The organism is Leptospira mayottensis 200901116 (assembly GCF_000306675.2).
Classification (GTDB): domain Bacteria; phylum Spirochaetota; class Leptospiria; order Leptospirales; family Leptospiraceae; genus Leptospira; species Leptospira mayottensis.
Genome location: NZ_CP024871.1, coordinates 482,501 through 505,000, shown reverse-complemented (window position 1 = coordinate 505,000; position 22,500 = coordinate 482,501). Strand labels below are relative to the sequence as shown.

Sequence of the window (22,500 nt, the reverse complement as noted above, 5' to 3'; positions counted from 1 at the left end):
TCAGACTCTCACAAAATCTTCCGCCGACACCTCCGAATTTTGGCTCAAAAACGTAACCGAAGGAACGTTCCTCTTACAATCAACATCCATTAAGAGGCGAATTCTGTGATCCACCAGTCTATTCAATTTTACGGTTTCCACAAGCCCGTTTTCTAAAAATATTTCGGAGAAGAACCCACCTGGTTGAAATCCGAAAACCGAATCGACCGCACCAAAGTTGGAAGGATTTAAAAAAATGGTTTTTCCCTTTTTGATGATACCTTGATCCTCATGAACGTGTCCCGAAACTACAAGCACGGGGTTGTACTCGTCTAAATATCTTCGGATTCCTTGGGAACCTACGTTTCCGTAATTCGGAATTTTATCCAAAAATCCGTAAGCCGGGTTATGAATGACGACTATATCCGGTTGTTCTTCTTTGAAAAAATCCTCCGGTTCGCTGTAGCTCTTTCCGTTACGATTGTATTCGTGAAACTTAACGGCTAACTTTTCCGGAATTCCGGAAGTAAGGATCGGAGCGCCTCCGTAACCTGCAAACTTATAACCGTCTTGTTCGAAAGTTTTTCTGTGAACGTCTCTCTCATACAAGGCACTGTACTGAAGATCTATATCGTAGTTGCCCGGAAGAACTCTAACAGGAGCGCGGGAATATTTTTGAATGAGAATTTCGATAAGTTCGTATTTTTCCTTCATTGTCTTTGCCGCTTGATGAAAGAGGGTTCTATATTCTTTAGATTTTTCTACTATATCAGGGCTGTATTTTTCGGGAAAACGAATCGCCCTTGTAGCATAATCATACGCGTTGATCTCTTCTTTTTGATCTTTGGAAATTCGATACATTTCCTCTTGGATGGTACAGAATTCAATGATCCGGTCGGTGCTAAAGAACGCTTTGTAAATGATGTCCCCAGAAAAGAGATATAGATCGGCCGTTGTTTGCTGAAGAATTTCCTTCAAACCTCTAAGACCGTCATGGATATCAGTCAGATAGATAATCTTCATTTCAATCGATCCAGAATATCGCCGTCTCTTTTATGCTACAGTTTTAATACACAAAAGCGCTATACACTCAAACTTAGAAACAGGTTATGGAATGTCCAACCTTTCTAAAGATTAGTCTCTCCACAGAAGGAGAAGGGTGTCATGATTTTCGGAAATCGGTTCGATTCGAATGTATTCCGGACCGAAAAAATCAAGAAGCGGTTTGAGAATCGTTCCGGATTTTACGAACAAAAACACGTTTCCTTTTTCAGGGATCACCTTTTGAATCGTAATCTTCCCGGCGAGGTCTGGAATTTCAGAAAGAAAATAATCCATATTCACCGTGATTACGTTTCGGATTCCTGTTAGACGAAGAATTTCTGGAATTTCTTCAACAATCGTTTCCAAAATAAAACGCCGATGAAACTGAAATATTTTCGAAAAAATTCGGATCGGATCGAGTTTTCTGGAAGTATGACTGAACAATCGAAAGGAATGAATTTGAAGACGAACCTGATTTTGCACCACTCGAACGGGAGCCAAGCTAACGTTGTAATCGACCGAATCCGTTTTTAAGAACCGGGACCAGAACAAACCTTTGATCGAAAAGTGCCCGGTTAAAATGAGAACCCCATTTCCAGAATCGAACTCAAGAGATTCGAGAGGATCATCCGATTGCAAAATTTTTTTCTTCAAAATTTTATTCAGAGAATGGAGTTTAAGAGTGATTTTATAATTGCTCTTTTGGTTTTCGCTTGAATGTCCTGCAAAAAAATCGAACGGATCGAAACCTATGAGTTTCCTCAAATTGAACATGGGAGATCAAAAATAGTTTGCGGGTAAAGAAGAGTAAACTAAATTATTGAGTCGGAAATGGTTGTTTCGAAATCGTTTGGTGGAAAATTTTTTCGACTTCAACCTCACAATAGGAGTCTTCATGAAAATTGGAGTGATCGGATCGGGAAGTTTTGGAACCGCTTTGGGAAGTCTTCTTGCAGATAAGGGGTACGAAGTCACCCTCTGGTGCAGGAGTGATTCTCAAATCGAAAGTATCAATCGTAATCATATCAACAACAAACATCTTCCCGATTTTACGCTTCCGGAAAAACTAACGGCAAGCAAGGATTTAAGAACCGTCGTTCAAGGGAAGGACATGATCGTATCTTCTCCGCCTTCCCATGCGTTGACCGAAATTTTAAGAGAGATTAAGGAATACCTTCCCGAAAAAGTTCCTATCGTATCCGCGAGTAAAGGAATCGAAAACGGAACACTTCGTCTTGTATCCGAAATTTTCGAATCAGAACTCCCCGGAAAATACCACTCGTATCTTTCGTATTTGTCCGGGCCTTCCTTTGCAAAAGAGATCATCCAAAAAGTACCCACGATCGTAAGCATTGCTTCTAGGAACGAAGCGACCGCTCGTAAGGTTCAGGAAATATTCAGCTTTCTATATTTTCGAACCTATTGGACTCCGGATGTGATCGGTGTGGAAGTGGGAGGTTCTTTGAAAAACGTGATCGCATTGGCGGCGGGAGTCAGCGATGGTCTCGGCTTCGGTCAAAACACAAGAGCTGCTTTAATTACAAGAGGATTGAACGAGATTACGAAAATCGGTTTGAAGCTGGGCGCCGATCTGATGACTTTTCTCGGACCTTCCGGAATGGGAGATTTGATTTTGACTTGCTGTGGAGAACAATCTCGGAACCGTACGGTCGGTTTTCGTTTGGGAAAAGGAGAAACCTTGGAACAAATTCTCTCCAGTATGAACGAGGTCGCGGAAGGAATAAAGACTACTCAAAGCGCATATGAACTTTCACAGAAGCTCGGGATCGAAATGGCGATTACGAACGAAGTTTATAAAATGCTTTACGAAGGCAAGAATCCGAAAGAAGTTGTGAAAGACCTTATGAAACGCGATCTAAAGAGAGAAGGCGTTTTAGTTTGATCAACATTGAAGCTTCTTTTCTTTAAATTCCGTTTTTGTCTGCTCTTGAGTCTTGTATATTCTCATTCGATTGCCGCTCAAACAAAGCAGGAATTCGGATGGGCGAAAGGTGCAGACGGTTTTTCTTTCAATTTAAACGGAAGAACCGTCTTTCAATCGAATTCCGAAATCAACTCCTTTCCTGAGAATTCAACTCTATTAGAAAAGACTGATTTTCTCTTTCTTGCGGGAGAGTATTTCATCCTCAACAAGGACGTTCGTCGTTACGAGTCTCTATTAAACCTGATTACAAACGCAGAATCCGAGCTCGTTTTGGGGGGTATCTTCCTAAGAATATTAAAAGAATTGAATTTTAATTCCAAAGAGTCCTCCCGCAACTTGCTAATTCAGTTTTCCAAGAACGAAAGTTCTTTATATCTCAAAGAATTGGCAAGAGGTTTCGAGTCCGCTGTGTTCGAAAAAAAATCTCCGGCAAATCTTAAATGTTCCAGGAAGGCGGTTTATTATTCCCTTTGTAAAACTCTACGTCTGAAAAAATATCTTTCCGATTTTTCTCCGAAGGCGAAATCATATCAAAGGGAATATTTGAATCTAAACCGAACGCTTGCTCCGTTCCTCGAAGATCCCGAACTAAAATACATCCCTTTTTTGAGTAATATCATCTACAACATAGCGGATGAACTCGCCGAACTCGGACTTTCCAGAGAAGCTGTTCACTTCCAAAAGATCCTCATCATTTCCGAAAATTTGAGTGGAAGAGTCATCGGCTATTCATATGAAAAACTTGCTTACTACTATTTGATCGGAGGGGATTTTATTTCCGCAGAGAAAGTTTTGGATTACATTCTCAAATATCGTCCCGACTTAAGAACCTCTTATAAAAATCATTTGTATCTAAAGTTAGGCACTATTGCTTATCTCAATCAGGAATATAAGAAATCTTTGGATTATTATTTGAACTTGGATTTTTTAGAATGGTCATCCACGATTTCAAATCCGTTTTTAGGGGAACCGATTTCGATCAATAGCGCAAGGGATTTGATTTCTATGGCGATCTGGAGATCGAAAAATTCGTTTAAAGCGGTCGATGCTCTCAAATCCGTTTCCACTCCGAAAAATTTAACCGAAGACGATTTGTTTACCCGACTCAGAATCGTACAAATCCTGATGAATGACGAACCCGAGGTCGCGGGAAAAATGGCGACCGAAATCACTTTCTTAGCGCAGAGTAAGGGTTGGAAAAGAGTGGAATACGCCTCTACCTTACTGAATGGATTCATTCATTACAAAAAAAACGATCTCAGAAAAGCGATCATAGAATTTACGAAAGCGTACGGAATTTTAAAAACCGCGGACCCGGTTTATACGGAAGAATGGATTCGGCTTACCGGCTTGTTCTATTCCCATAAAGAATCCAAATCCTTAAAAACCGTGAAGAGCGCCTTAGACCAAGCGGTCGCGATTACGATCCATAGAATGCCGGATGATATGCTTCTTCAATTGAAGAATTATCTTCCGGTCGTTTACGGTGTGCGGGAATTTACGGACGCCGCAATCAACTACTATGCTCTTCACGGACATACAACAGAACTTCTGGGTTTTTTGTCTCGCTTGGAACAGAAAGAAGCAATGGGGAATACGGTGTATCCAAATGCTCTCGTTTCCATAATCGACACTAGTCGAAGGATTTCTTCGTTTCGAGGATTTTATCCGGGACCTAAAGAACGTTTGAGTTCAAGTCGATCCGAAATCCGAAAAACGGAAGTTATGCGACTTTTAGAAGAATTTGATCCATTTCGAAATCAGGAAATCAAAAAATCCCGCCTACCCGTATTGAGCGTTTTTGTAAGAGACAAAAGAACTTATATTTTTTGGAAACCGGGCAACTCTCAGGAATTAGAATTGAAAGAGATTCCTTCCGAGTCCGCCTCTTCGTTCACTGTTCAAGTCATATTAAAATCTTTGATCGAGTCCCTAAATAAAAAAAACAGTATTCAAATTTACTTAAACGTTTCCGGAATGGAATCCTTCGATTATCTCAAAAAAGAATTTCCGGACGTAGATTTTAGGTTATTTACCAAATTCAGTAGAAGGGACGATAAAATTAAATCGGAACGTATTTACATATGTGATTGTAAAAATCCAGATCAACTATCAAGTTCTAATTTTCAAAAAGTAAGTTTCACACATTTTGAAGGAAATAAATTGCTCGTCGGAAATCGTTCGATGATGGTTTGGAACTTGAAGGTAGAAGATAATTCTCCCGAAAATTTAAATGAATATTCTTGGAGTTGTGGTGAAGAACAGATTCGTTTTTCAAGATTACACAGACGTTACGACTTTAGAAACACTCCGCAACGACTGATTTTTACGAGGGATTCTTTGAGCGGAAACGGTTGGAAAGGAAGGTCAGAAGACTTTTTGGATTGGGTTTCTTTTTGGATCAATTCCGGAGTATATAGAATGTATTACGTTCCATCTTTGAACTTAGATTCAGAATCGGACATAAACCTTTTGGAAAAACTTTCCCAGGAAACGAACGAACCGGGCGCCTCGTTTCATGGAATTCGAATTCGAAAACACATGGAATGAATTCGAGAAGCTGCGTTTTTTCAAAACGTTAGTCCCATAAAATCGAGTGTTTTTTCTTTTAAACGATCGACATTTTTCGACAATTCAAAGATCCTATCCAGTAAAATCACATGGACGCCGAAGGTAGTCAGTTCAACATTCTAACAATACTCAATTGCCGTTCCTCAAATCCAAAAATAGGGTTCATTTTAAATTCTCACTATCTTAAATTTCATCTGATCTTTGTTCTCCCACAATGGAATTAATCGGTTTTTTTATCATCGTACTACTTATATTCGCCAATGGATTTTTCGTTTCCGCAGAATTCGCTTTGGTTTCAATTCGTCCATCCCGTTTGGAAGAATTGATTAAGGAAAATAAACCTCTCGCGCTCGTTACAAAACGTGCCGCTCAAAAATTGAACGACATGTTGTCCGTCTGTCAGGTCGGAATCACAATCGCCAGCCTTTTGTTAGGTTGGGTCGGCGAGGGATACGTTTCAAGATGGCTTGTTTTTCTTTTAGAAATGTTCGGGTATTCCTCAAGCGAGGCGACAATCCACGGTTTGGCGATTACAGTTTCGTTCACGATCATCACGTTTCTTCATATTCTTTTGGGAGAACTTCTTCCTAAAACGATCGCAATTCAGAATACGGAAACAATCGCTCTTTTTATCAGCATTCCTTTATTCTTCTTTTATTATATATTCTATCCGATTACTTTTTTCTTAAACGAATTGACTTCCTTTCTTTTGAGGTTGATGGGAATTCAAGCCAATAAGAGTAGAATGATGCACTCCCCCGAAGAATTGATGATTATCATAGAAGAGCAAAATAAACAGGGGAAGATCGACCAGGAAGAATTTCAGATCATCCAAAACACGTTCCAGTTTTCGGAACATCAGGCAAAGGACGTGATGACTCATCGTTTGAGTATCATAGGGATTCCACACGATACTATGATGGATTCCTTGATTTCGATTATCGCGGAACATCATTTTTCGAGATATCCGATTTACGAAGGCAATACGGATAAGATTATAGGAATCATCCACGTTCAAACATATCTTACTTGGTTATCCAATTCCAAAAAAGGAAGAAAGGAAAAAGTAACAGCCATTATGCAACCTCCGATTTTCGTCCCCGAGGGTCTTTCGATCGAAAAGGTGATGCAAAAACTCAGAGAAAACAAACAGCATATGGCGATCGTTATCGACGAATACGGCGGAGTTTCCGGTCTTCTTACTTTAGAGGATATCATCGAAGAAATTTTCGGACAGATACGCGACGAAACTGACGATCACGAGACAGACCCGTTTCCCACACAACATTCCGATAGTTTTTCGATTGATGGGGCAGCGGAGTTGGACGATTTGAAAGAAATTCTCGTAGGCGTTCAAGAAGAAGAGATCAAGGACATTCGTACGATTGCGGGTTTTATCTTAGGTCGTTTAGAAGATATGCCGGAAGAAGGTTCCACGATTACTTTACAATCGGGAACTCTTACCGTTGAGAAAATGGAAGGGAATAAAATCCTTTCCGTACGTTTTACGAGAGTCGGCTTAGGCAATAAGGTTCAGTCTAAGAAATAAAATCGGATATGTCTATGTCCAATTCTGGAAAAGAAATACTCATTGCTGTTTCAGGAAGTATAGCAGCCTATAAAGCTTGTGAGCTCGTGCGGAATCTCACGAAACAAGGCTATCCGGTAAATGTGATTATGACCGCACACGCGACTAAGTTTGTCGGTCCGATTACGTTCGAAGCAATGACCGGCAAAAAAGTTCGGATCGACGAATACGAACAGGGAATGGCTCATATCGATGCAAAAAATTCCGCCTCAGTGATTGCAGTGGTTCCCGCAACCGCGAACATCATCGGTAAGATGGCAAATGGAATTGCGGACGATCTAATAACTTCTACGTATCTTGCGGCAAATTGTCCGGTGATCGTAGCTCCGGCGATGAATCCTTTTATGTATGCTCATCCGGCGGTTCGGAGAAATTTAAAACGTCTAACGGACGACGGAGTAATTCTCGCGGATCCTTCCGAAGGTGTGGTCATTTGTGGAGATGAAGGTTATGGAAAGTTAGCCGAAATTTCTTTGATTCAAAAGTTGATTTTGGACGTGCACCAAAAAAATTCTTAAATAAAGAGAAGTCAAAGTGGGATTTTCCAAGGCTATCATTACATCCGGACCGACGAGAGAATGGATCGATCCAGTTCGATATATTTCGAACGCTTCTTCTGGTAAAATGGGATTTCACATCGCGGAAGCGACCGCAACGTGGATCCCCGAGGTTATTTATATTCACGGCCAGGTTTTAGAATCTTATAAAAGCCCCGCAGGAACTAAAAGAATCTCCGTGGAAACTACTTCCGATTTATGTGATGCAATCCTTTCTGAGATTCAAGCAGAAACGATTTTGATTATGGCGGCGGCTCCTGTGGACTTCCGTCCCCTTAAAAGCGGAGAATCTAAAATTAAGAAAGAAGACGGAAATGAAACCCTTCTTCTCGAACTCGTTAAAAATCCGGATATCCTCAAAACGGTCGGTTCCAAGATTACAAACGAAGGTATTCCAGGTTGTTGTTTGGTCGGTTTTGCAGCGGAAACGGATTCTTTAGAGGAATACGCTCAAGCCAAACTCAAAAGTAAAAATTTAAATTATATTATAGGGAATTACGTAGGGAAGAACGAGAAAGGCTTTGGCGAAGTGGATACGACCGTGTTTATTTTTTCCGCTTTTGGAAGAGTTGCGGAAATCGGTCCTTTTTCCAAAGAAGTCGTTTCTTGTAAGATCGTAGAATTTTTAAAGAAGGAAACCGAAAAATCTTTCGTGAAATTATAGTTAGGCGTAATACCACAAAGGACATTTAAAAGAGATGAAACATTATTTAAAAATATCATTCTTTATTTCTATTTTTCTCGTTTCTCTTCGATTGAATAGCGAGTCTTTTATCGACAAACTTAAAGAAGGTGATTTAATATTTCAGGAAACTTTCTCACAACAAGGCAAGGCCATTAAAATAGCCACCAAATCGCGATATACGCATGTCGGAATAATTTTTAAATACAAAGAGCAACTGAGAGTCTTAGAAGCGGTTGAGCCGGTAAAAATTACTGAAGTCCGTAATTTTATTTCAAGAGGAAAAAACAAACATTTTGTAATTAAAAGGCTAACCAATTCGGAAACAATCCTAACTGATGAGAAATTAAAATTAATGAAATCCATCGGGGATAAATATATCGGAAAGCACTATGACATTTATTTCAATTGGTCTGATGAAAAAATCTATTGTACAGAATTAGCTTGGAAAATATTTAAGAAAGCATTGGACATTGAACTCACCGAAGATAAGAGATTAAAGGATTTCGATCTAAGTGATTCAACGGTTAAATATATGATGAAGAAGCGGTACGGAGAAAATATTCCGCTAGATGATTTTGTCGTATCTCCGGCTGATATGTTTTTATCTAAGAAATTAAAAACAATTATGGAAGTGAACTGAGTGAATGGCACGGCCTTTGTATAACTTCGGTTTTTCGTTCCGTATGTGACTCACCGTTTTTGCTTGCACTCGCAACTTCAAGACACCTATTCCATTAGGTGTATGACGGCTAATGGACTTTTGAAACAGAAAAACGCATTTCATTTATATAATTCATTTTCGTATTTAGTCATCCCTGAAAAAGAGTTACAATAGCGAATAACGCAAATAAAATGCTATCCAAGGTGAAAAACTTAAAAACAAAATCCCCATAAAACATCCAGAAACTACATAAAAGCCGGTGAAAATGAAACCAGAAGAAAACTCAAAACAACAGAATTAAGGAGAACTATTTCGAAATAGATTGGACCAAATCCTGGATCCTAGACACCCATTGTATCAAATCTCAAATAAGATAAACTGGGAAAAGTTTGAGAAAGAATTCGGAAAATACTATACAGAGAAAACCGGGCGCCCCGGATTACGAATCCGTTTGTTAGTGGGACTTCATTACTTGAAACATGCGTATAACGTGTCTGATGAGAAGGTAGTAGAAGGCTATTTGGAAAATCCGTATTGGCAATACATTTGTGGAAATGAATATTTCGAACATGATTTCCCTTGTGATCCAACGAGTTTAGTAAAGTGGCGGAAACGGATAGGTTCCGATGGGGTAGAGAAATTTTTAGAAGAGACGATCTTTTTAGGCCAACGGGAAGGTCAGATCAAAGATCCAGAATTTAGAAGAGTGAATGTTGATACAACGGTTCAGGAGAAAGCGATTACTTTTCCAACGGATGCAAAGCTGTATCATAAGAACCTGCCCTAACTAGTTTTTCTTACGAAAAAAACTGGTTAGGAACAGAACCTTGCAGCTTAATTTTCTGATAAAGTAAACTAAAGTTTTGATACACGTTGTAGAATGCGACAAGTTTTAGTAAAAGAAGCGTCAAAAGAAAAGATCCAATTAAGATAAAGTTATAAACGCAAGAGTAAATTAGCATTCATTAAACAAGGACGTTACTTTCATGCAAAACAAAGTAAACGTGCCAATAAAGAAACAAAACGATTAAAAACGTATTTGGGCTGTGTAAAACGGGATATAGAGAGAAAAGTAGAAAATCCTAATAGGCGACTTAAATCCCTTTTGGAAATCTCTGAACGAATCTTAACACAAAGTAAAAATAGCAAGAATAAAATCTATAGTATTCATGCTCCGGAAGTGGAATGTATTTCTAAAGGTAAATCTCATAAGAGGTATGAGTTTGGTTGTAAAGTGAGTTTAGTTACCACGAGTAAATCTAATTGGATTGTTGGAGTTCAAGCCTTACATGGCAATCCGTATGACGGTCATACTTGGAAGGATGCCATCAATCAGATGGAAAAGATCACCAGCGTTCGACCTAAGGAGTGTTATGTGGATCAAGGTTACAAAGGAACCGATCATCATCCGGAAGATGTTCAAGTTTATCTTTCCAATAAAAGCAGAAAGAAAATGACTCGTTGGGAAAGGATGTGGACGAATAGAAGATCTGCCATTGAACCGGTTATTTCTCATCTGAAACACGATCACAATATGATTCGAAATTTTCTCAAAGGTAAAGAAGGGGATCGTATCAATGCGATCTTATCCGCTGCTGGGTTTAATTTCTCTAAGCTCATTCGAGCTTTTTTTGTTATTTGGGAAATCTTATCTCTTCATCGTTTTTATTTTCAATTTGAATCTTGTTTCTTTTCGTCAAAAATCTCAATTTTTCAGGGACGACTAGGTAGAATTTCATTTTTTTCGTAAAAAAGAATAAATTGAATGCAAGGTTTTTAGCGCAATTTATAGACTCTTTTAAAATTTCTATGCAAAAGATCCAGGCGGAGTTAATAAATTTATGATTCAGATCTTTTTGACATCCGAGGTGATTGGAAATTTATTGACTATAAATTATTTCAAAAATATCTGAGAATGAACAGCGTTTTAAATAAGGATAAAGTATTTTTAAGATAGGTTTTACTATATTTCGATCCTTAGAGACAAATACTGAGTTTTCTGATAGCCTAGCGGCTTCAAAAAAGCCTTACCGTCGGTGAGAAAAATTACGTGTGCCCGATTTTCTTTACGACTTCTTAAACTAATCCGGCTAGTTTTTCTTGATCTTGGGCAAGAAGAATTACGGATTCGCAATAAGTTTCCCAATCGGTCCGTCCGGAAACAAAATCGAGATAAACGGATTCCAATAAAAGAAAAAACATGAACCACCTCTTTTTTACAACATCGAACCGATTTCGGATTTTCCTTGAGTTCTTTTTCTTATGGTAGATAATCGGGGAACGTCATTTAGTGTTCCTATGTCTCTTGCCCTTTCCGAACTTCGAATCCGAACTCTAAAGCAAACCTTAGAATCTTCTAAAATACCTTTTAAATCGGAAGTACGCCTAGACATCCTATCTTCATTTAAGATCGGCGGAATTTGTCCGGTGGTTGTCGAACCTGAAAATTCGGATCAGGTCTTGGAAGCACTTTTTATTTTTTACAAATCCGAAATACCTTGGAAAATTCTTGGAGGAGGTTCGAATCTTTTGATTTCGGATCATCCGGATAACTTCGTCACTTTGCGTCTGTCTGGTAAATTTAAAAAATTTGAATCTTTAGGAGAGGGAAAATTCCGAATCGGATCCGCGACCAACACTACGCCGACATTTCGACAAATTTCACAATCGGGTTATACAGGAGCTGAGTTTTTAAGTACGATTCCGGGATGGACAGGCGGAGCGGTGATCCAGAATGCAGGTTGTTACGGAGGAGAACTTTTTGATTTGATTCAAACCGTTGAATTTTTGAGAAACAACGAAGTATTCGTTCGCAGTCCCTCTGAAATCAAACATGGCTACCGATTTACGGAATTTTTAAACGAAAAGGATTCCATCATCTTAGGAATTGAAATCCTTCTCAAAGAAGGAAATTTAGAGGAAATCCAAGCGTCGTTAAAAGATAAAAGAGATAGAAGAAATTCTTCTCAGCCTGAAAACAAAAAAAGTGCCGGCTCTGTCTTTAAGAATCCCAAAATTTTTCAAGAGAATGGAAAAGAAATCAAAGCTTGGGAATTGATCGACCAAGCCGGTTTGAGGGGACAAGTAAAAGGTGGGGCTCAGATTTCTCCCGAACACTGTAACTTTATCGTAAATATAGGAACCGCAACCGCTGCGGATGTGAACTATCTAGTCGAACTCATTTTAGATAAGGTCTTTCAGACTACCGGAATTCGTTTAAATCGAGAGATAGAATACTTCGGTGATATACCGTGATTTTGCATTTCGGAGTTCCGCCCTGAAAGTTGTTATACTCAAAACCATATAACAGTACCCAATATTTTGCACCGAAACAAGACTTTAAAATAAAAATTATCTACGCCGAACTCACGTTAAACTAACATCTTAACGCACATATTACTAACCTATCCACCAATCAGGCTGATTGGTGGATAACCGATTTTTCATTAGAACTTTGCCGAGCTTTATTTAGAATTTATGAATATAAATTTGCTCACTTTCAGTAATCTATTTTTTGAATAGGAGTCCTGTTCCTTAAGAACTCATGCTTTCTAGGAAAAAATGAAGCTATATCCTGATAGAAATCTGTCTATTTCTTTTACATCAAACTCAAGTACGATTACGGAAAAATTTCAATCTTTAGAAGAATACATTGAAAGATCTGCTTCGTGAATTAATTCATCCAGTTTCTGAAGGGAACCTACAGACATACCCCAAGTAAAATTAAAAGGAGGGTTATTCTCTTTACATTTTCTCAAAAGAATTGACATCGCTTCCTGAAATCTATTCTGGGTTTGAATGATCTTTTCCTTATTCTCATTTTGAAAAAGAATCAAAAATTCATCCCCTCCGATTCTAAAAATCTTATCCGTTCCGCGAATAACATAACGTAAAACATTCGCAAAATGGCAAAGGACTTGATCTCCCACCTTATGACCGTAGGTATCGTTGATTATTTTAAAATCATTTAAATCGATAAGAGCAACTAACGCAAGATGATCTTCCACTCTTCTATCGGACCATTCATTCTTAAGATGATTCAACTTATTACGATTAAATACTCCCGTTAAGGCATCTCGAAATGCGAGAACCTTCGTCTCTTCGAATTGATTGGAATGCGCCAAGGAAATCGCCGTAAAATCTGCAATTGTTTGAAGAATGACCAAATCTTCCGGAGTAAAAGAGGAACCATCAAATCGATTTACTAATTCAATGACTCCGTAAACTTGTCCCCTGAAAATCATAGGAACGGCAATGATCGTTTTCGTTTCAAAACCGGTTCTTTCATCGACTCTTTTGGAAAATCTCGGGTCATTTCTCACATTCTCCACGAAAATCGGAAACTTCGTTTGAACAACCGAACCGGCGATTCCTTCTCCAGACTTCAATCGAATATTCTTAATACGATTGAGTTCAAGACCCTCTGCGATTAGGAAAAATAATTCCCCGGAATTCTCATCGTATCGCATAAGACTCCAGTTTTCAGGACTGAAAAACAAACGAACTTCTTCCATGACGGCATCTAAAACTTCTTGTTGTTCCAAGGAAGAAGTAATAATTTTCCCGATGGAGGAATATAATTTTACCAGCTCTGGCTTCGAGTCTTTTATAGTCATTTGCGTTTCTTGCCCTTTCGGCGAATCGGTCATCATTGTTTTTTATTTGAGTACAACTTTTATTTTAAGAAATTAAGGCGTTATGTATCAAAAAAAACTACTCCTTGAAACGACATTTTAAGACAAAATCCAGAAGATTTTTTTGATTGATTAAAGATATTTTTAGAAAAAACCATCCAATTTTTATCTCATTAAAAATCTAAGATCGTCTTAACGAAACTCCGTTTTTTTCGAGGAAATCTCTAACCATACAGATGTCTATTCCAAAATTTATCTACCTATATTCTAACGCCGTTTCATGTCTTTATAAATTATTTTCGGATTAGATTTGAGTCATTTTGCATTTCGCTTTAAAAAATTGCCCTTAGGTGTTTGATTTTTGAAGAACTTCCCCTCTTTTAAGACGATTCATAAACAAAGGCTTTGCACATTGAAATTTAAGTGCAACGAATCGATAGAAATTTTTCCGATCACCCTTTCGCCAAGCCGAAAACAAAACCGCATCTATCCCCGTAGCAACCTTCAATTCCCCATCTTTCGATTTTTATTTCCAAATCCGTTTATCTTATATTCGATATAAAATCCTTCCGTATAATGTTTTGAATTTCCTTTTAAAAAAGCGATAGTGACCGTCGTTTTTTCGTGAAATCATATGTTCAAATATAATTCCTTCTTCATTGGCGTATCTTTTCGTCTTGGGTTAAGAATCTATCGTAAAACTTTAAGATGTGAAACTACTGCAAGAATTTAACAATGAAAAAGTCTGTTCGAAATACCCAAGAGACGTAATCTGTGGGAACCCCGGCTTTTTTCTAAAGATTGCTGATTTGTTGTAAAATTTTGAAGCAGACTTTGAATACGACTTTTGTATTTTATACACTGTTTGTAAGTCTTGAGCAAAATCCGGGAAGATACTTCATTTTATCCGAGCAAAAAGTTACTTACACGTATACAATAGTGTATTCATTTTGGTTTTGAGGGGCACTCAATCTTCGTAATCTGGTTCTACGGACTTCTTTAAAAATTCCTTCTATTTCTGTATTTCCGGGACGCGCCCTAAAGGCTTACCGAACATGATATAAAATTAAAGTTATCCTAATCCGTCTTTTTTAAAAGTAAACTATCCTCGAATTCAGAACCTCTGTGCGGAAACGCCTGTTCATAAAATAATGCGGCAAACAATTCGAAATCTTCATCGGTCGTTAACGAATTTTCTTCCCAATATTCATTTCTTCGTTTGATCAATACAGAAATCGTTTCGTCTTCGAGTGAAAATTCCTCTTCCGCTTCGTTAAGTTTTCGAATCAGCCAGTTGAGATTATAAATCGTGTAAGGCCCCAAAAATTCCAGAGTAGCGACCGTAGGCTCCCATTTCATCAAGGCTTCCGTATGAAACAAAGGAATCCTCAAATCGTAGGGATCCTTTGTTTTTAAAAACTGTTTATAATTTATCGATATTGATTCTAAAAAAGAAAACGTATTCATATAACTGTTTCGAATCAGAGTTTCTTTTTCCGGATAGCGAAACATCACGTCTAAAACATCTACGAATTCTTCTTTGGAAATCGCATCTTTTAAAATAACGTCCGCGGGTCTTGGAATCGGATCGATTAACTTTACAAATAAATATTTTACTTCGTAAGCGAATCTGGATTCTCGAGGAATATAATATTCGATCCAAATCGGTTCTTTATAATAATGAATGAGTTCTCTTTTGGGAAGATCAGGAGTTACGTTTAGGGACTTTAACTTCTTAACGTCGTCCGTGATTACTTTTTTTCCCTCAACCCTCGTTCTGGATTTTTTGATCTGTCGTAGTTCCGACTTATTCAGTAAGGGTTTGGGTTTGAACGGCTCCATAATATATATATCGGTTTTGAAGAAATCGAATCTAAATTCAAAATCTACGATAAAACTTACGCTCCTACCGCACACAATGCTGTATGGGAACAACTTCCTTCGAATGAAAAACTAAAAGAAAGATACAACCCAAATCCTTAGAAAGAAGCTAAAAGGATTCATCATTCCAGAATCCATAAAACGAATCCTACCAAATCGATCCAAAATTACAAAAGATGGATATGAGTTGATCTTCCATTCTTTCAAAAGGGAAACATTTGCGGGAATGACTTTAAATCGAAGATCTTTTTCCCGTATGTATTGATTCAGTTCCTCTAAATTTTCTCCTTCTTCGACGCTTACAAAGGAAAATCGGGAACTGTTTTCCAATTGACGAGAATACCATTTAACTAAAGGAAGATTAAAGGAACAAACTCCGCACCAAGTTGCCCAAAAGTAAACGACGGTTACTCGACCTTCGGAATCATATCTTTCTCCTTCGAACGATTCCATACCGTTGATTGAAACAGACGGTTTTAAATCGGACGCTTTGAAAATCGAAAGTACAATCGTAATCGTTAAAAATAACAAAATCCAAAGCGCGGCATTCCCGCTCTTTTTCAGAATTTCCTTCATATCCCTTAAATTCGTCTTACTCTGGGGACGTTACATCATTGTTTCTCTTTCTGATGAAATGTTCCGACAAAAAAATTCGGTTCTAAAATCGCTTTTAAAACTCGTCCCAAGACCCATCGAAGAAGATGTAGAGCGCCAAGACTGCGCTTTTGAGTTCGGAGACTGTTTCGTCGAGCGCCAATAGAAGCAAGACGTTTTAGTTTTTAAAACAATGTAGGAACTCCTGCAATTTTAAGCTGTCAATACGACGTAACCTGTAGAAACTCCCACATTTTTTTTAAAACTTGCCGGACGTTTAGAAATACTTTCTTCAGGTTTTAGGACAATTTCTTAAGAAACATAAATCTCCATCGTTGATTTTTCGAATGGATTATATTTTTTCGGACGAATTTTTCGGAGCGAACTTCAAAGATCAAATCGGACTCCCTTTCCGAAATCGGAATACATAATCGTTATCACCAAAGCGACCCAAATCAAACCGGCAAGTAAAACTCCCCAATCAGAAAGAATCGCCTTCGTAGGATTGTGTCCCATATTCTTGATATAGATGATATACAAAGATCGAAAAATCGCATACACGACAATCGGAATCGTATAAATCAAACGGTCTGTTCCGAGGTTAGCAATCGTAGCAGGGCTAGTGACGTAAAGAACATAACTCATCAAAGTCATCGTAGCCACTATTCCAAGCATCATATCAAGGAAACTAGTTGAATATTCGTCTAAAATTTTACGATGCCCTTTCGCACTTCCTTCCAAAATTATGAGTTCGCCTCTTCTTTTGGAAAATCCCCAAAAGAGCGCGAGCATAAAAGTACATAGTAAAAGCCAAGAGGAAAAAGTCACGTGAATGATCACCGAACCTGCAATCGCACGGATCACGAATCCTATGCTGATACTCATCACGTCCAAAATCACCATATGTTTTAAAAATCTGCTGTAAAGCACATTGAACATGAGATAAAAAGCAACTAATCCGAAAAATAGTGGATGCAATAGATATGCCATGATTAAGGACAAAGGAAGTATAATTGCCGTAATAAAAAGAGCAAACGAAGGATCCAACTTTCCGGAAGCTAACGGTCTATGTTTTTTTTCGGGATGTAACGCATCTTCCTTACGATCCAAATAATCGTTCAAAACATACTGACAACTAGCAACAAGTGAAAAAAGAAAAAAAGCTGAGATGACTTGTTGCACCGACTCCGGATCGGTCAGCTTCTTAGCGAAAATAATGCCCGCAAAAATGATTACATTTTTGATCCATTGATGAATCCGGAGTAATTTCAAATATTGTAAGAGCATACTCGGTTATATTCTGGATAATCCTTCAAATCATCAAGGAAAATCCAGGATCCCACCGAAACATATCGAAAGAACTTTAAACAATATCAAATCGGTAAAAGAGGTTTTATCAGACTTCGGCTTCTCGTTTTATCTGGATGAAATCATCTCTCTACTGATTTCGATTTAATAAAGCGCACGAATGGTGGGTTTGCAATATATAGATCGAGAATTTTTATCCCACCTGAATTTTCAATCCGTCGTCCTTTCCTCCCAGATCTCCCAACCCGGAATGACCCGTAAACGCAATCAAAAGCGTGAAAGTTCCGACTCTTCCCATGAACATTAAAGCGATGTAGAGAAACTTTTCTAAGTCGTTCGTATAAGCCGTCATTCCCAGACTTAAACCCACAGTTCCAAATGCGGACATCACTTCGAAAAAGATAGTTTCGATTCCGTATTTGTTTCCGTTTGCAAGGGTGATTAAAAACATAAATACGACCAGAGAAATGGTGGCAAGAAAATAGATTCGAGTGGAAATAGCCACCGAATTTTTAGAGACGTCTTCTCCCCAAGCTTGTACTCTCGCTTGCGGCCTAATTACGTTTTTCAAATATAAGATTAATATAAAGAAGGTGGTGATTTTGATACCTCCTGCGGCTCCTTGAGGACCTCCTCCGATAAACATCAAAGCACAAAGAAGAACGTAAGTCGCGCTTCGGATTTCGGTGACATCGAACGTATTAAAGCCCGCGGTCCTTGAAGAAACGGAAAGAAAAAAGGAATTGAACAACTTCTCCGTAAATCCCATTTTTCCGATCGTTTCAATATTATTGTACTCGATGAGTAAAATTGAAATTCCTCCGATATGAATCAGAATCAAAGAACCTAATACGATGATCGCCATCTGCATTCGATTCGCATCTCCGAATAACTCTTTTCGATATAGTTCCAATCGCTCTTCCAATCGTACGGAAGTTGTAATGATAAAGATATACCAAGTCGGCGGATCTTCTCCTAACAGAACCGTCCTTCTCATCATAAAAGTTTCCGTGACCGCTTCTATTTTTTTCATGAACTTCTGGATAATCTCTAAGATCGACTTTTCAATAAAGATAATCACAGGAAATCCTATTCCGCCCATCACGATCAGAAACTGAATGATGAGCAAACACAAAGGATCTTTCGCCAAAAAACTCAAATCGTCCACGATGGAAAATCCGGCGTTATTAAAAGCGGAAACAGAAGTAAACACACTTAGAAAGAATCGACTCGGAGTTCCCGGAAGACGGTCCGTCTCGGGCATACAAAAATAAAGAAGACCAGCACCCACTGCTTCGATTGAAAGTGAAATATTAAAAAGAGATAAAAGCATTCTTCTCACATAAAATGCTTCGGCTTCAGTCTTATTCTTTCCAGGAAGAACAACTCCTGAATGTTGTTCAGATTTTTTATTCTGCATTCTTTTTGCGAAATGAGCATCCGTCGCTTCGTAAACAAAAGAAGCAAGACGAGTACTCCTCGACAAACCTCTAACAACCAATACACCGATCAGCACTGTAAATGTGATGATCCCTAACCCCCCGATCTGAATTAGAAACATCATAATCAATTGTGTAGAGCGTTGGAATTCCGACAATAAAACGGGAGAAAGCCCCGTGACACAAATTGAGGAAGTGGCTAAATATAAGGAAACCGTGTAACTCAAGCGACCGGACTCTGAAATGAAAATCCCGAAAGAACCGACCAATATGGCAATCGCGAAGCCAAAACAAAGAGTTCTAGCGACGGACAACAAAAGAAACACTTTTGCAATCCTATTTACGTTTCGCTTGATAAATTTAAGCGGCTGCATCAGTTTTCTATTCGGAGCGGGTTTCAAAAGCCTAACGTAAAAACGTCATTTCGTGTTTTGTCGAAGACGCAAAAGTTCATACTTTTTGAAAACCATTCCTAGGCAAATGAAAAACACCTTTAAACGGTCTGACTCCCTGATTTGAGTTTACAAAACCGCTCTTTTTTGGAATCTGGTAAATTGAGAGATTTTTTTTAAAATTCTCGACCGGTGTTTTCACCGAAAAAAGTATCTGCAATCTTTTATAAGAGGAATGGCCATGAGCACTGCTGTTGCCGAATTCAAACCGAGCGAAAAACTTCTAAAAACCAGAAATATCGGAATTTCCGCCCACATCGATTCCGGAAAAACGACCCTTACTGAAAGGATTCTATTTTATACGAATCGAATCCATGCTATTCATGAGGTTCGTGGAAAGGATGGAGTTGGCGCGAAAATGGACAGCATGGATCTTGAAAGAGAAAGAGGGATCACCATCCAGTCCGCCGCGACCTATTGCCAGTGGAAAAACCACACGATTAACATCATCGACACCCCGGGTCACGTTGACTTTACCGTAGAGGTAGAACGTTCTCTCCGTGTATTGGATTCCGCGATCCTCGTACTTTGTGGAGTTGCCGGGGTTCAGTCTCAGTCGATTACCGTGGACCGTCAGATGAGACGTTACAACGTTCCTCGTGTTGCATTCATCAACAAACTCGACAGAACGGGAGCAAACCCTTTTCGAGTTATCGAACAACTCAAAGACAAGCTGAAACACAACGCTGTTCCCGTTCAAATTCCTATCGGTTTAGAAAACGACCTAAAAGGAGTCGTAGATCTCGTTACGATGAAGGCTTACTACTTTGAAGGTAAGGACGGAATGGACATCCAGGAAAAAGAAATTCCGGATGATCTCAAAGAACTTGCGAACAAAAAGCACGAAGAACTTTTGGATGCGGCTTCTATGTTCTCCGACGAACTTACCGAGGCTCTCCTTGAAGGAACCCCTACCGAAGAGATGATCAAAAAGGCAATTCGTACAGGCACTCTCGAACTCAAAATGACCCCTGTGTTTATGGGCTCCGCTTTTAAAAACAAAGGTGTTCAAAAACTTTTAGACGGAGTTTTAGATTATCTCGCAAGTCCTGTGGACGTTAAAAACAAGGCTCTCGACCAAAACAATAATGAAGAAATGATCACTCTTGAGTCTAATTACGAGAAGCCTCTGGTTTGTCTCGCGTTCAAACTCGAAGACGGACGTTACGGTCAGCTCACTTACGTGCGTGTTTACCAAGGGAAACTTTCCAAAGGTATGACGATCTACAACATGTCGAATAACAAGAAGCATAACGTAGGTCGACTCTGTCGGATGCACTCCGATGAGATGGAAGACATCGATTCAGCGGAAGCGGGTGATATCATTGCTCTTTTTGGTATCGATTGTGCTTCCGGAGATACGTTTACCGACGGAAAACTTAAAGTTTCCATGGAATCCATGTTCGTTGCCGCTCCGGTGATTTCTCTTACCATAGAAGCGAAAGAATCGAAACACTTAAACAACCTTGCAAAAGCGTTAAACCGTTTTACCAAGGAAGATCCTACCTTTCAAACCCATGTAGATCCGGAATCCGGACAGACCATCATCAAAGGTATGGGAGAACTTCACCTTGAAGTTTATATCGAGCGTATGAAACGCGAGTACGGAGTAGAACTCATCACGGGAGCGCCTCAGGTTGCGTATCGTGAAACAATCACGTCCAAAGCAGATTTTGACTATACTCACAAAAAACAAACCGGTGGTCAGGGACAGTTCGGTCGTGTTGCGGGTTATATGGAACCGATCCCTCTCGAAGAAACTTTAAATTACGATTTTGTAAACAAAGTTGTGGGTGGTGCGATCCCAAGAGAATACATTCAATCGGTGGACAAAGGATTTAAAAGTTGTTTAGAGCGTGGGTCTCTGATAGGGTTCCCTATCATCGGAGTTCGTTGTGTTATCAACGACGGCGCTTACCATGATGTGGATTCTTCCGATATGGCATTCCAAATCGCGGGCCGTTATGCGTTTCGCCAAGGATTCAACAAAGCGAATCCCCAGATTCTCGAACCGATTATGAAAGTGGAAGTTGACGGACCTTCCGAGTTTCAAGGAGCGATCCTCGGATCGTTGAACCAAAGACGTGGTATGATTTTGAACACAACCGAAGAGGACGCCTACTGTAAAACCGAAGCAGAAGTCCCACTCGCGGACATGTTTGGATACTCTACCGTATTACGTTCATCTACTCAAGGAAAGGCGGAATTCTCTATGGAATTCTCCAGATACGCTCCAGTTCCAAGAAATGTTGCGGAAGAATTGATGAAAAAATACAAGGTCAACAATAAAGACGAAGATTGATCTTAGAGCAAAATTCTCTTTTCTCGAAAAAAGGGAGCCAGAAAAGGCTCCTTTTTTTTTCCTCCGAGCCTTTCCTAAACGAGCTTGATCGGAAAATCTGCCGATATTGAAAGCAGTGGTCTTTCAGCGCTTTGGAATTCTGACGTTTTTTTTAATCCTTTCTCGGATCTTTGCGGCAGGATCGCAAAATGTTTCCCTTTACACCGTCCAAAAGGGAGATACATATTATTCTTTAGGAAAAAAATTCAAAGTCGATTATCATAAGATTATGGAATGGAACGGAAAAAAGGACACGAATTCATTACACCCCGGAGAAATCTTAAAAATTCAAAAACCGACAGCACTAGAAAACGAAAAACTCGCTTCTAAAAATACAAAATCGATTTTTAAAAAGGAAAAAGTCGTCGAATCCTCACAACAACCCATTCTTAAATTCCCTTTGAAAAACCGTCCTCCTATACAAAATCATTTTACAAAACTCAGTTTTGCTCCCCACAAAGGAGTTTTATTCAAATCCTCCAGACACAATAAGGTTCGTCCGGCTTCTCCCGGAAAAGTATTGGTCGTGGATGAGATGGAAGGATACAAAAAATACGTGATCATAGAACATAAGAATGGCTATTCTACGGTGTATGCGAATTTAAAAACCGTATCCGTAAACGAAGGGGAAACTGTAAATTCCTCTAAGGTATTAGGCTCTTTGGAATCCGGAAAAGGGCTTTACTTTCAGCTCAATCACGGTAGCTCCGCGATCGATCCAAGCTTACAAATCCGCTAGACTTAAACTTCAAAAGATATGGAATACGAACTCGTAAACGCCTGCATTGTAACCAAGGACCGATGGATTCCAAACGGAAGTG

Annotated in this window: 18 protein-coding genes and 1 pseudogene (1 of these 19 running past the window's edge); 11 read left to right on the top strand and 8 right to left on the bottom strand. The window is 39.0% G+C overall.

What is annotated here, in order from left to right; translation table 11 throughout:
- Both LEP1GSC190_RS02320 and LEP1GSC190_RS02315 read right to left on the bottom strand, forming a co-directional pair.
- Positions 1 to 1,002: a metallophosphoesterase family protein gene (locus tag LEP1GSC190_RS02320; protein WP_002748250.1), complete on the bottom strand. Its 1,002-nt coding sequence runs from the start codon at positions 1,000 to 1,002 to the stop codon at positions 1 to 3.
- Positions 1,003 to 1,113: 111 nt separating this feature from the next.
- Positions 1,114 to 1,797, bottom strand: coding sequence for a hypothetical protein (locus LEP1GSC190_RS02315; protein WP_002748220.1), 684 nt, complete (start codon positions 1,795 to 1,797; stop codon positions 1,114 to 1,116).
- A 121-nt stretch (positions 1,798 to 1,918) separates the two neighbouring features.
- Between LEP1GSC190_RS02315 and LEP1GSC190_RS02310 the strand changes: the two genes are divergently transcribed.
- The 7 genes and pseudogenes from LEP1GSC190_RS02310 (at position 1,919) to LEP1GSC190_RS02280 (ending at position 10,757) form a co-directional block, all read left to right on the top strand.
- Positions 1,919 to 2,926, top strand: a complete 1,008-nt coding sequence (locus tag LEP1GSC190_RS02310) for an NAD(P)H-dependent glycerol-3-phosphate dehydrogenase (RefSeq protein WP_002748210.1) — start codon at positions 1,919 to 1,921, stop codon at positions 2,924 to 2,926.
- 6 nt (positions 2,927 to 2,932) lie between these two features.
- Positions 2,933 to 5,518: a tetratricopeptide repeat protein gene (locus tag LEP1GSC190_RS02305; RefSeq protein ID WP_036048350.1), complete on the top strand. Its 2,586-nt coding sequence runs from the start codon at positions 2,933 to 2,935 to the stop codon at positions 5,516 to 5,518.
- A 235-nt stretch (positions 5,519 to 5,753) separates the two neighbouring features.
- Entirely contained in the window at positions 5,754 to 7,088 is a 1,335-nt protein-coding gene (locus LEP1GSC190_RS02300) for a hemolysin family protein (protein ID WP_002748216.1), read from the top strand.
- A gap of 14 nt (positions 7,089 to 7,102) precedes the next feature.
- Positions 7,103 to 7,645, top strand: coding sequence for a phosphopantothenoylcysteine decarboxylase (locus LEP1GSC190_RS02295; protein WP_002748279.1), 543 nt, complete (start codon positions 7,103 to 7,105; stop codon positions 7,643 to 7,645).
- Positions 7,646 to 7,661: 16 nt separating this feature from the next.
- Entirely contained in the window at positions 7,662 to 8,348 is a 687-nt protein-coding gene (locus LEP1GSC190_RS02290) for a phosphopantothenoylcysteine decarboxylase domain-containing protein (protein ID WP_002748208.1), read from the top strand.
- 34 nt (positions 8,349 to 8,382) lie between these two features.
- Complete coding sequence (locus LEP1GSC190_RS02285) at positions 8,383 to 9,009, top strand: YiiX family permuted papain-like enzyme (RefSeq protein ID WP_002748228.1); 627 nt, start codon at positions 8,383 to 8,385, stop codon at positions 9,007 to 9,009.
- A gap of 343 nt (positions 9,010 to 9,352) precedes the next feature.
- Positions 9,353 to 10,757 (top strand): annotated as a pseudogene (locus LEP1GSC190_RS02280) (transposase).
- A gap of 349 nt (positions 10,758 to 11,106) precedes the next feature.
- Here LEP1GSC190_RS02280 and LEP1GSC190_RS20540 read toward each other — a convergent pair.
- On the bottom strand, positions 11,107 to 11,232 hold the full coding sequence (locus LEP1GSC190_RS20540) for a hypothetical protein (protein WP_002723202.1): 126 nt from the start codon (positions 11,230 to 11,232) through the stop codon (positions 11,107 to 11,109).
- Positions 11,233 to 11,328: 96 nt separating this feature from the next.
- On the opposite strand from LEP1GSC190_RS20540, the gene murB reads away from it, so the two are divergent.
- Complete coding sequence (gene murB, locus LEP1GSC190_RS02275) at positions 11,329 to 12,285, top strand: UDP-N-acetylmuramate dehydrogenase (protein ID WP_036036015.1); 957 nt, start codon at positions 11,329 to 11,331, stop codon at positions 12,283 to 12,285.
- Positions 12,286 to 12,662: 377 nt separating this feature from the next.
- Here murB and LEP1GSC190_RS02270 read toward each other — a convergent pair whose 3' ends face one another.
- The 5 genes from LEP1GSC190_RS02270 to LEP1GSC190_RS02245 form a co-directional block, all read right to left on the bottom strand.
- A complete protein-coding gene (locus LEP1GSC190_RS02270) occupies positions 12,663 to 13,682 on the bottom strand; it encodes a sensor domain-containing diguanylate cyclase (protein ID WP_081586316.1) in 1,020 nt (339 codons plus the stop codon).
- Positions 13,683 to 14,741: 1,059 nt separating this feature from the next.
- Positions 14,742 to 15,506 (bottom strand): hypothetical protein, encoded by a 765-nt coding sequence (locus tag LEP1GSC190_RS02265; RefSeq protein ID WP_002747410.1) that lies wholly within the window; start codon positions 15,504 to 15,506, stop codon positions 14,742 to 14,744.
- Positions 15,507 to 15,617: 111 nt separating this feature from the next.
- Positions 15,618 to 16,121 carry a thioredoxin-like domain-containing protein gene (locus tag LEP1GSC190_RS02260; protein ID WP_002747252.1) on the bottom strand — a complete coding sequence of 168 codons (504 nt, stop codon included), beginning with the start codon at positions 16,119 to 16,121 and terminating at the stop codon, positions 15,618 to 15,620.
- A 405-nt stretch (positions 16,122 to 16,526) separates the two neighbouring features.
- Positions 16,527 to 17,426: a decaprenyl-phosphate phosphoribosyltransferase gene (locus tag LEP1GSC190_RS02250; protein WP_002747465.1), complete on the bottom strand. Its 900-nt coding sequence runs from the start codon at positions 17,424 to 17,426 to the stop codon at positions 16,527 to 16,529.
- Between the two features lie 214 nt (positions 17,427 to 17,640).
- A complete protein-coding gene (locus tag LEP1GSC190_RS02245; protein WP_002747299.1) occupies positions 17,641 to 19,260 on the bottom strand; it encodes a TrkH family potassium uptake protein in 1,620 nt (539 codons plus the stop codon).
- A gap of 259 nt (positions 19,261 to 19,519) precedes the next feature.
- Here LEP1GSC190_RS02245 and fusA point away from each other — a divergent pair, with 259 nt between their 5' ends.
- The 3 genes from fusA to LEP1GSC190_RS02230 form a co-directional block, all read left to right on the top strand.
- Positions 19,520 to 21,640, top strand: coding sequence for an elongation factor G (fusA, locus tag LEP1GSC190_RS02240; RefSeq protein WP_002747509.1), 2,121 nt, complete (start codon positions 19,520 to 19,522; stop codon positions 21,638 to 21,640).
- Between the two features lie 106 nt (positions 21,641 to 21,746).
- Positions 21,747 to 22,418: an LIC_10271 family cell wall hydrolase gene (locus tag LEP1GSC190_RS02235; protein ID WP_002747424.1), complete on the top strand. Its 672-nt coding sequence runs from the start codon at positions 21,747 to 21,749 to the stop codon at positions 22,416 to 22,418.
- An 18-nt stretch (positions 22,419 to 22,436) separates the two neighbouring features.
- Positions 22,437 to 22,500, top strand: the 5' portion of a protein-coding gene (locus LEP1GSC190_RS02230) for an amidohydrolase family protein (RefSeq protein ID WP_002747262.1). It continues 1,187 nt past the right edge of the window; 64 of the gene's 1,251 nt are visible here — the first part of the coding sequence; its start codon is at positions 22,437 to 22,439; its stop codon lies off the right edge, out of view.

Coding starts and splice junctions, on each gene's coding strand:
- LEP1GSC190_RS02250 (WP_002747465.1), bottom strand. CDS start 17,426: ATGCTCTTACAATATTTGAAATTACTCCGGATTCATCAATGGATCAAA.
- LEP1GSC190_RS20540 (WP_002723202.1), bottom strand. CDS start 11,232: ATGTTTTTTCTTTTATTGGAATCCGTTTATCTCGATTTTGTTTCCGGA.
- LEP1GSC190_RS02285 (WP_002748228.1), top strand. CDS start 8,383: ATGAAACATTATTTAAAAATATCATTCTTTATTTCTATTTTTCTCGTT.
- LEP1GSC190_RS02265 (WP_002747410.1), bottom strand. CDS start 15,506: ATGGAGCCGTTCAAACCCAAACCCTTACTGAATAAGTCGGAACTACGA.
- LEP1GSC190_RS02310 (WP_002748210.1), top strand. CDS start 1,919: ATGAAAATTGGAGTGATCGGATCGGGAAGTTTTGGAACCGCTTTGGGA.
- fusA (WP_002747509.1), top strand. CDS start 19,520: ATGAGCACTGCTGTTGCCGAATTCAAACCGAGCGAAAAACTTCTAAAA.
- LEP1GSC190_RS02295 (WP_002748279.1), top strand. CDS start 7,103: ATGTCCAATTCTGGAAAAGAAATACTCATTGCTGTTTCAGGAAGTATA.
- LEP1GSC190_RS02245 (WP_002747299.1), bottom strand. CDS start 19,260: ATGCAGCCGCTTAAATTTATCAAGCGAAACGTAAATAGGATTGCAAAA.
- LEP1GSC190_RS02315 (WP_002748220.1), bottom strand. CDS start 1,797: ATGTTCAATTTGAGGAAACTCATAGGTTTCGATCCGTTCGATTTTTTT.
- LEP1GSC190_RS02300 (WP_002748216.1), top strand. CDS start 5,754: ATGGAATTAATCGGTTTTTTTATCATCGTACTACTTATATTCGCCAAT.
- LEP1GSC190_RS02320 (WP_002748250.1), bottom strand. CDS start 1,002: ATGAAGATTATCTATCTGACTGATATCCATGACGGTCTTAGAGGTTTG.
- murB (WP_036036015.1), top strand. CDS start 11,329: ATGTCTCTTGCCCTTTCCGAACTTCGAATCCGAACTCTAAAGCAAACC.
- LEP1GSC190_RS02270 (WP_081586316.1), bottom strand. CDS start 13,682: ATGATGACCGATTCGCCGAAAGGGCAAGAAACGCAAATGACTATAAAA.
- LEP1GSC190_RS02260 (WP_002747252.1), bottom strand. CDS start 16,121: ATGAAGGAAATTCTGAAAAAGAGCGGGAATGCCGCGCTTTGGATTTTG.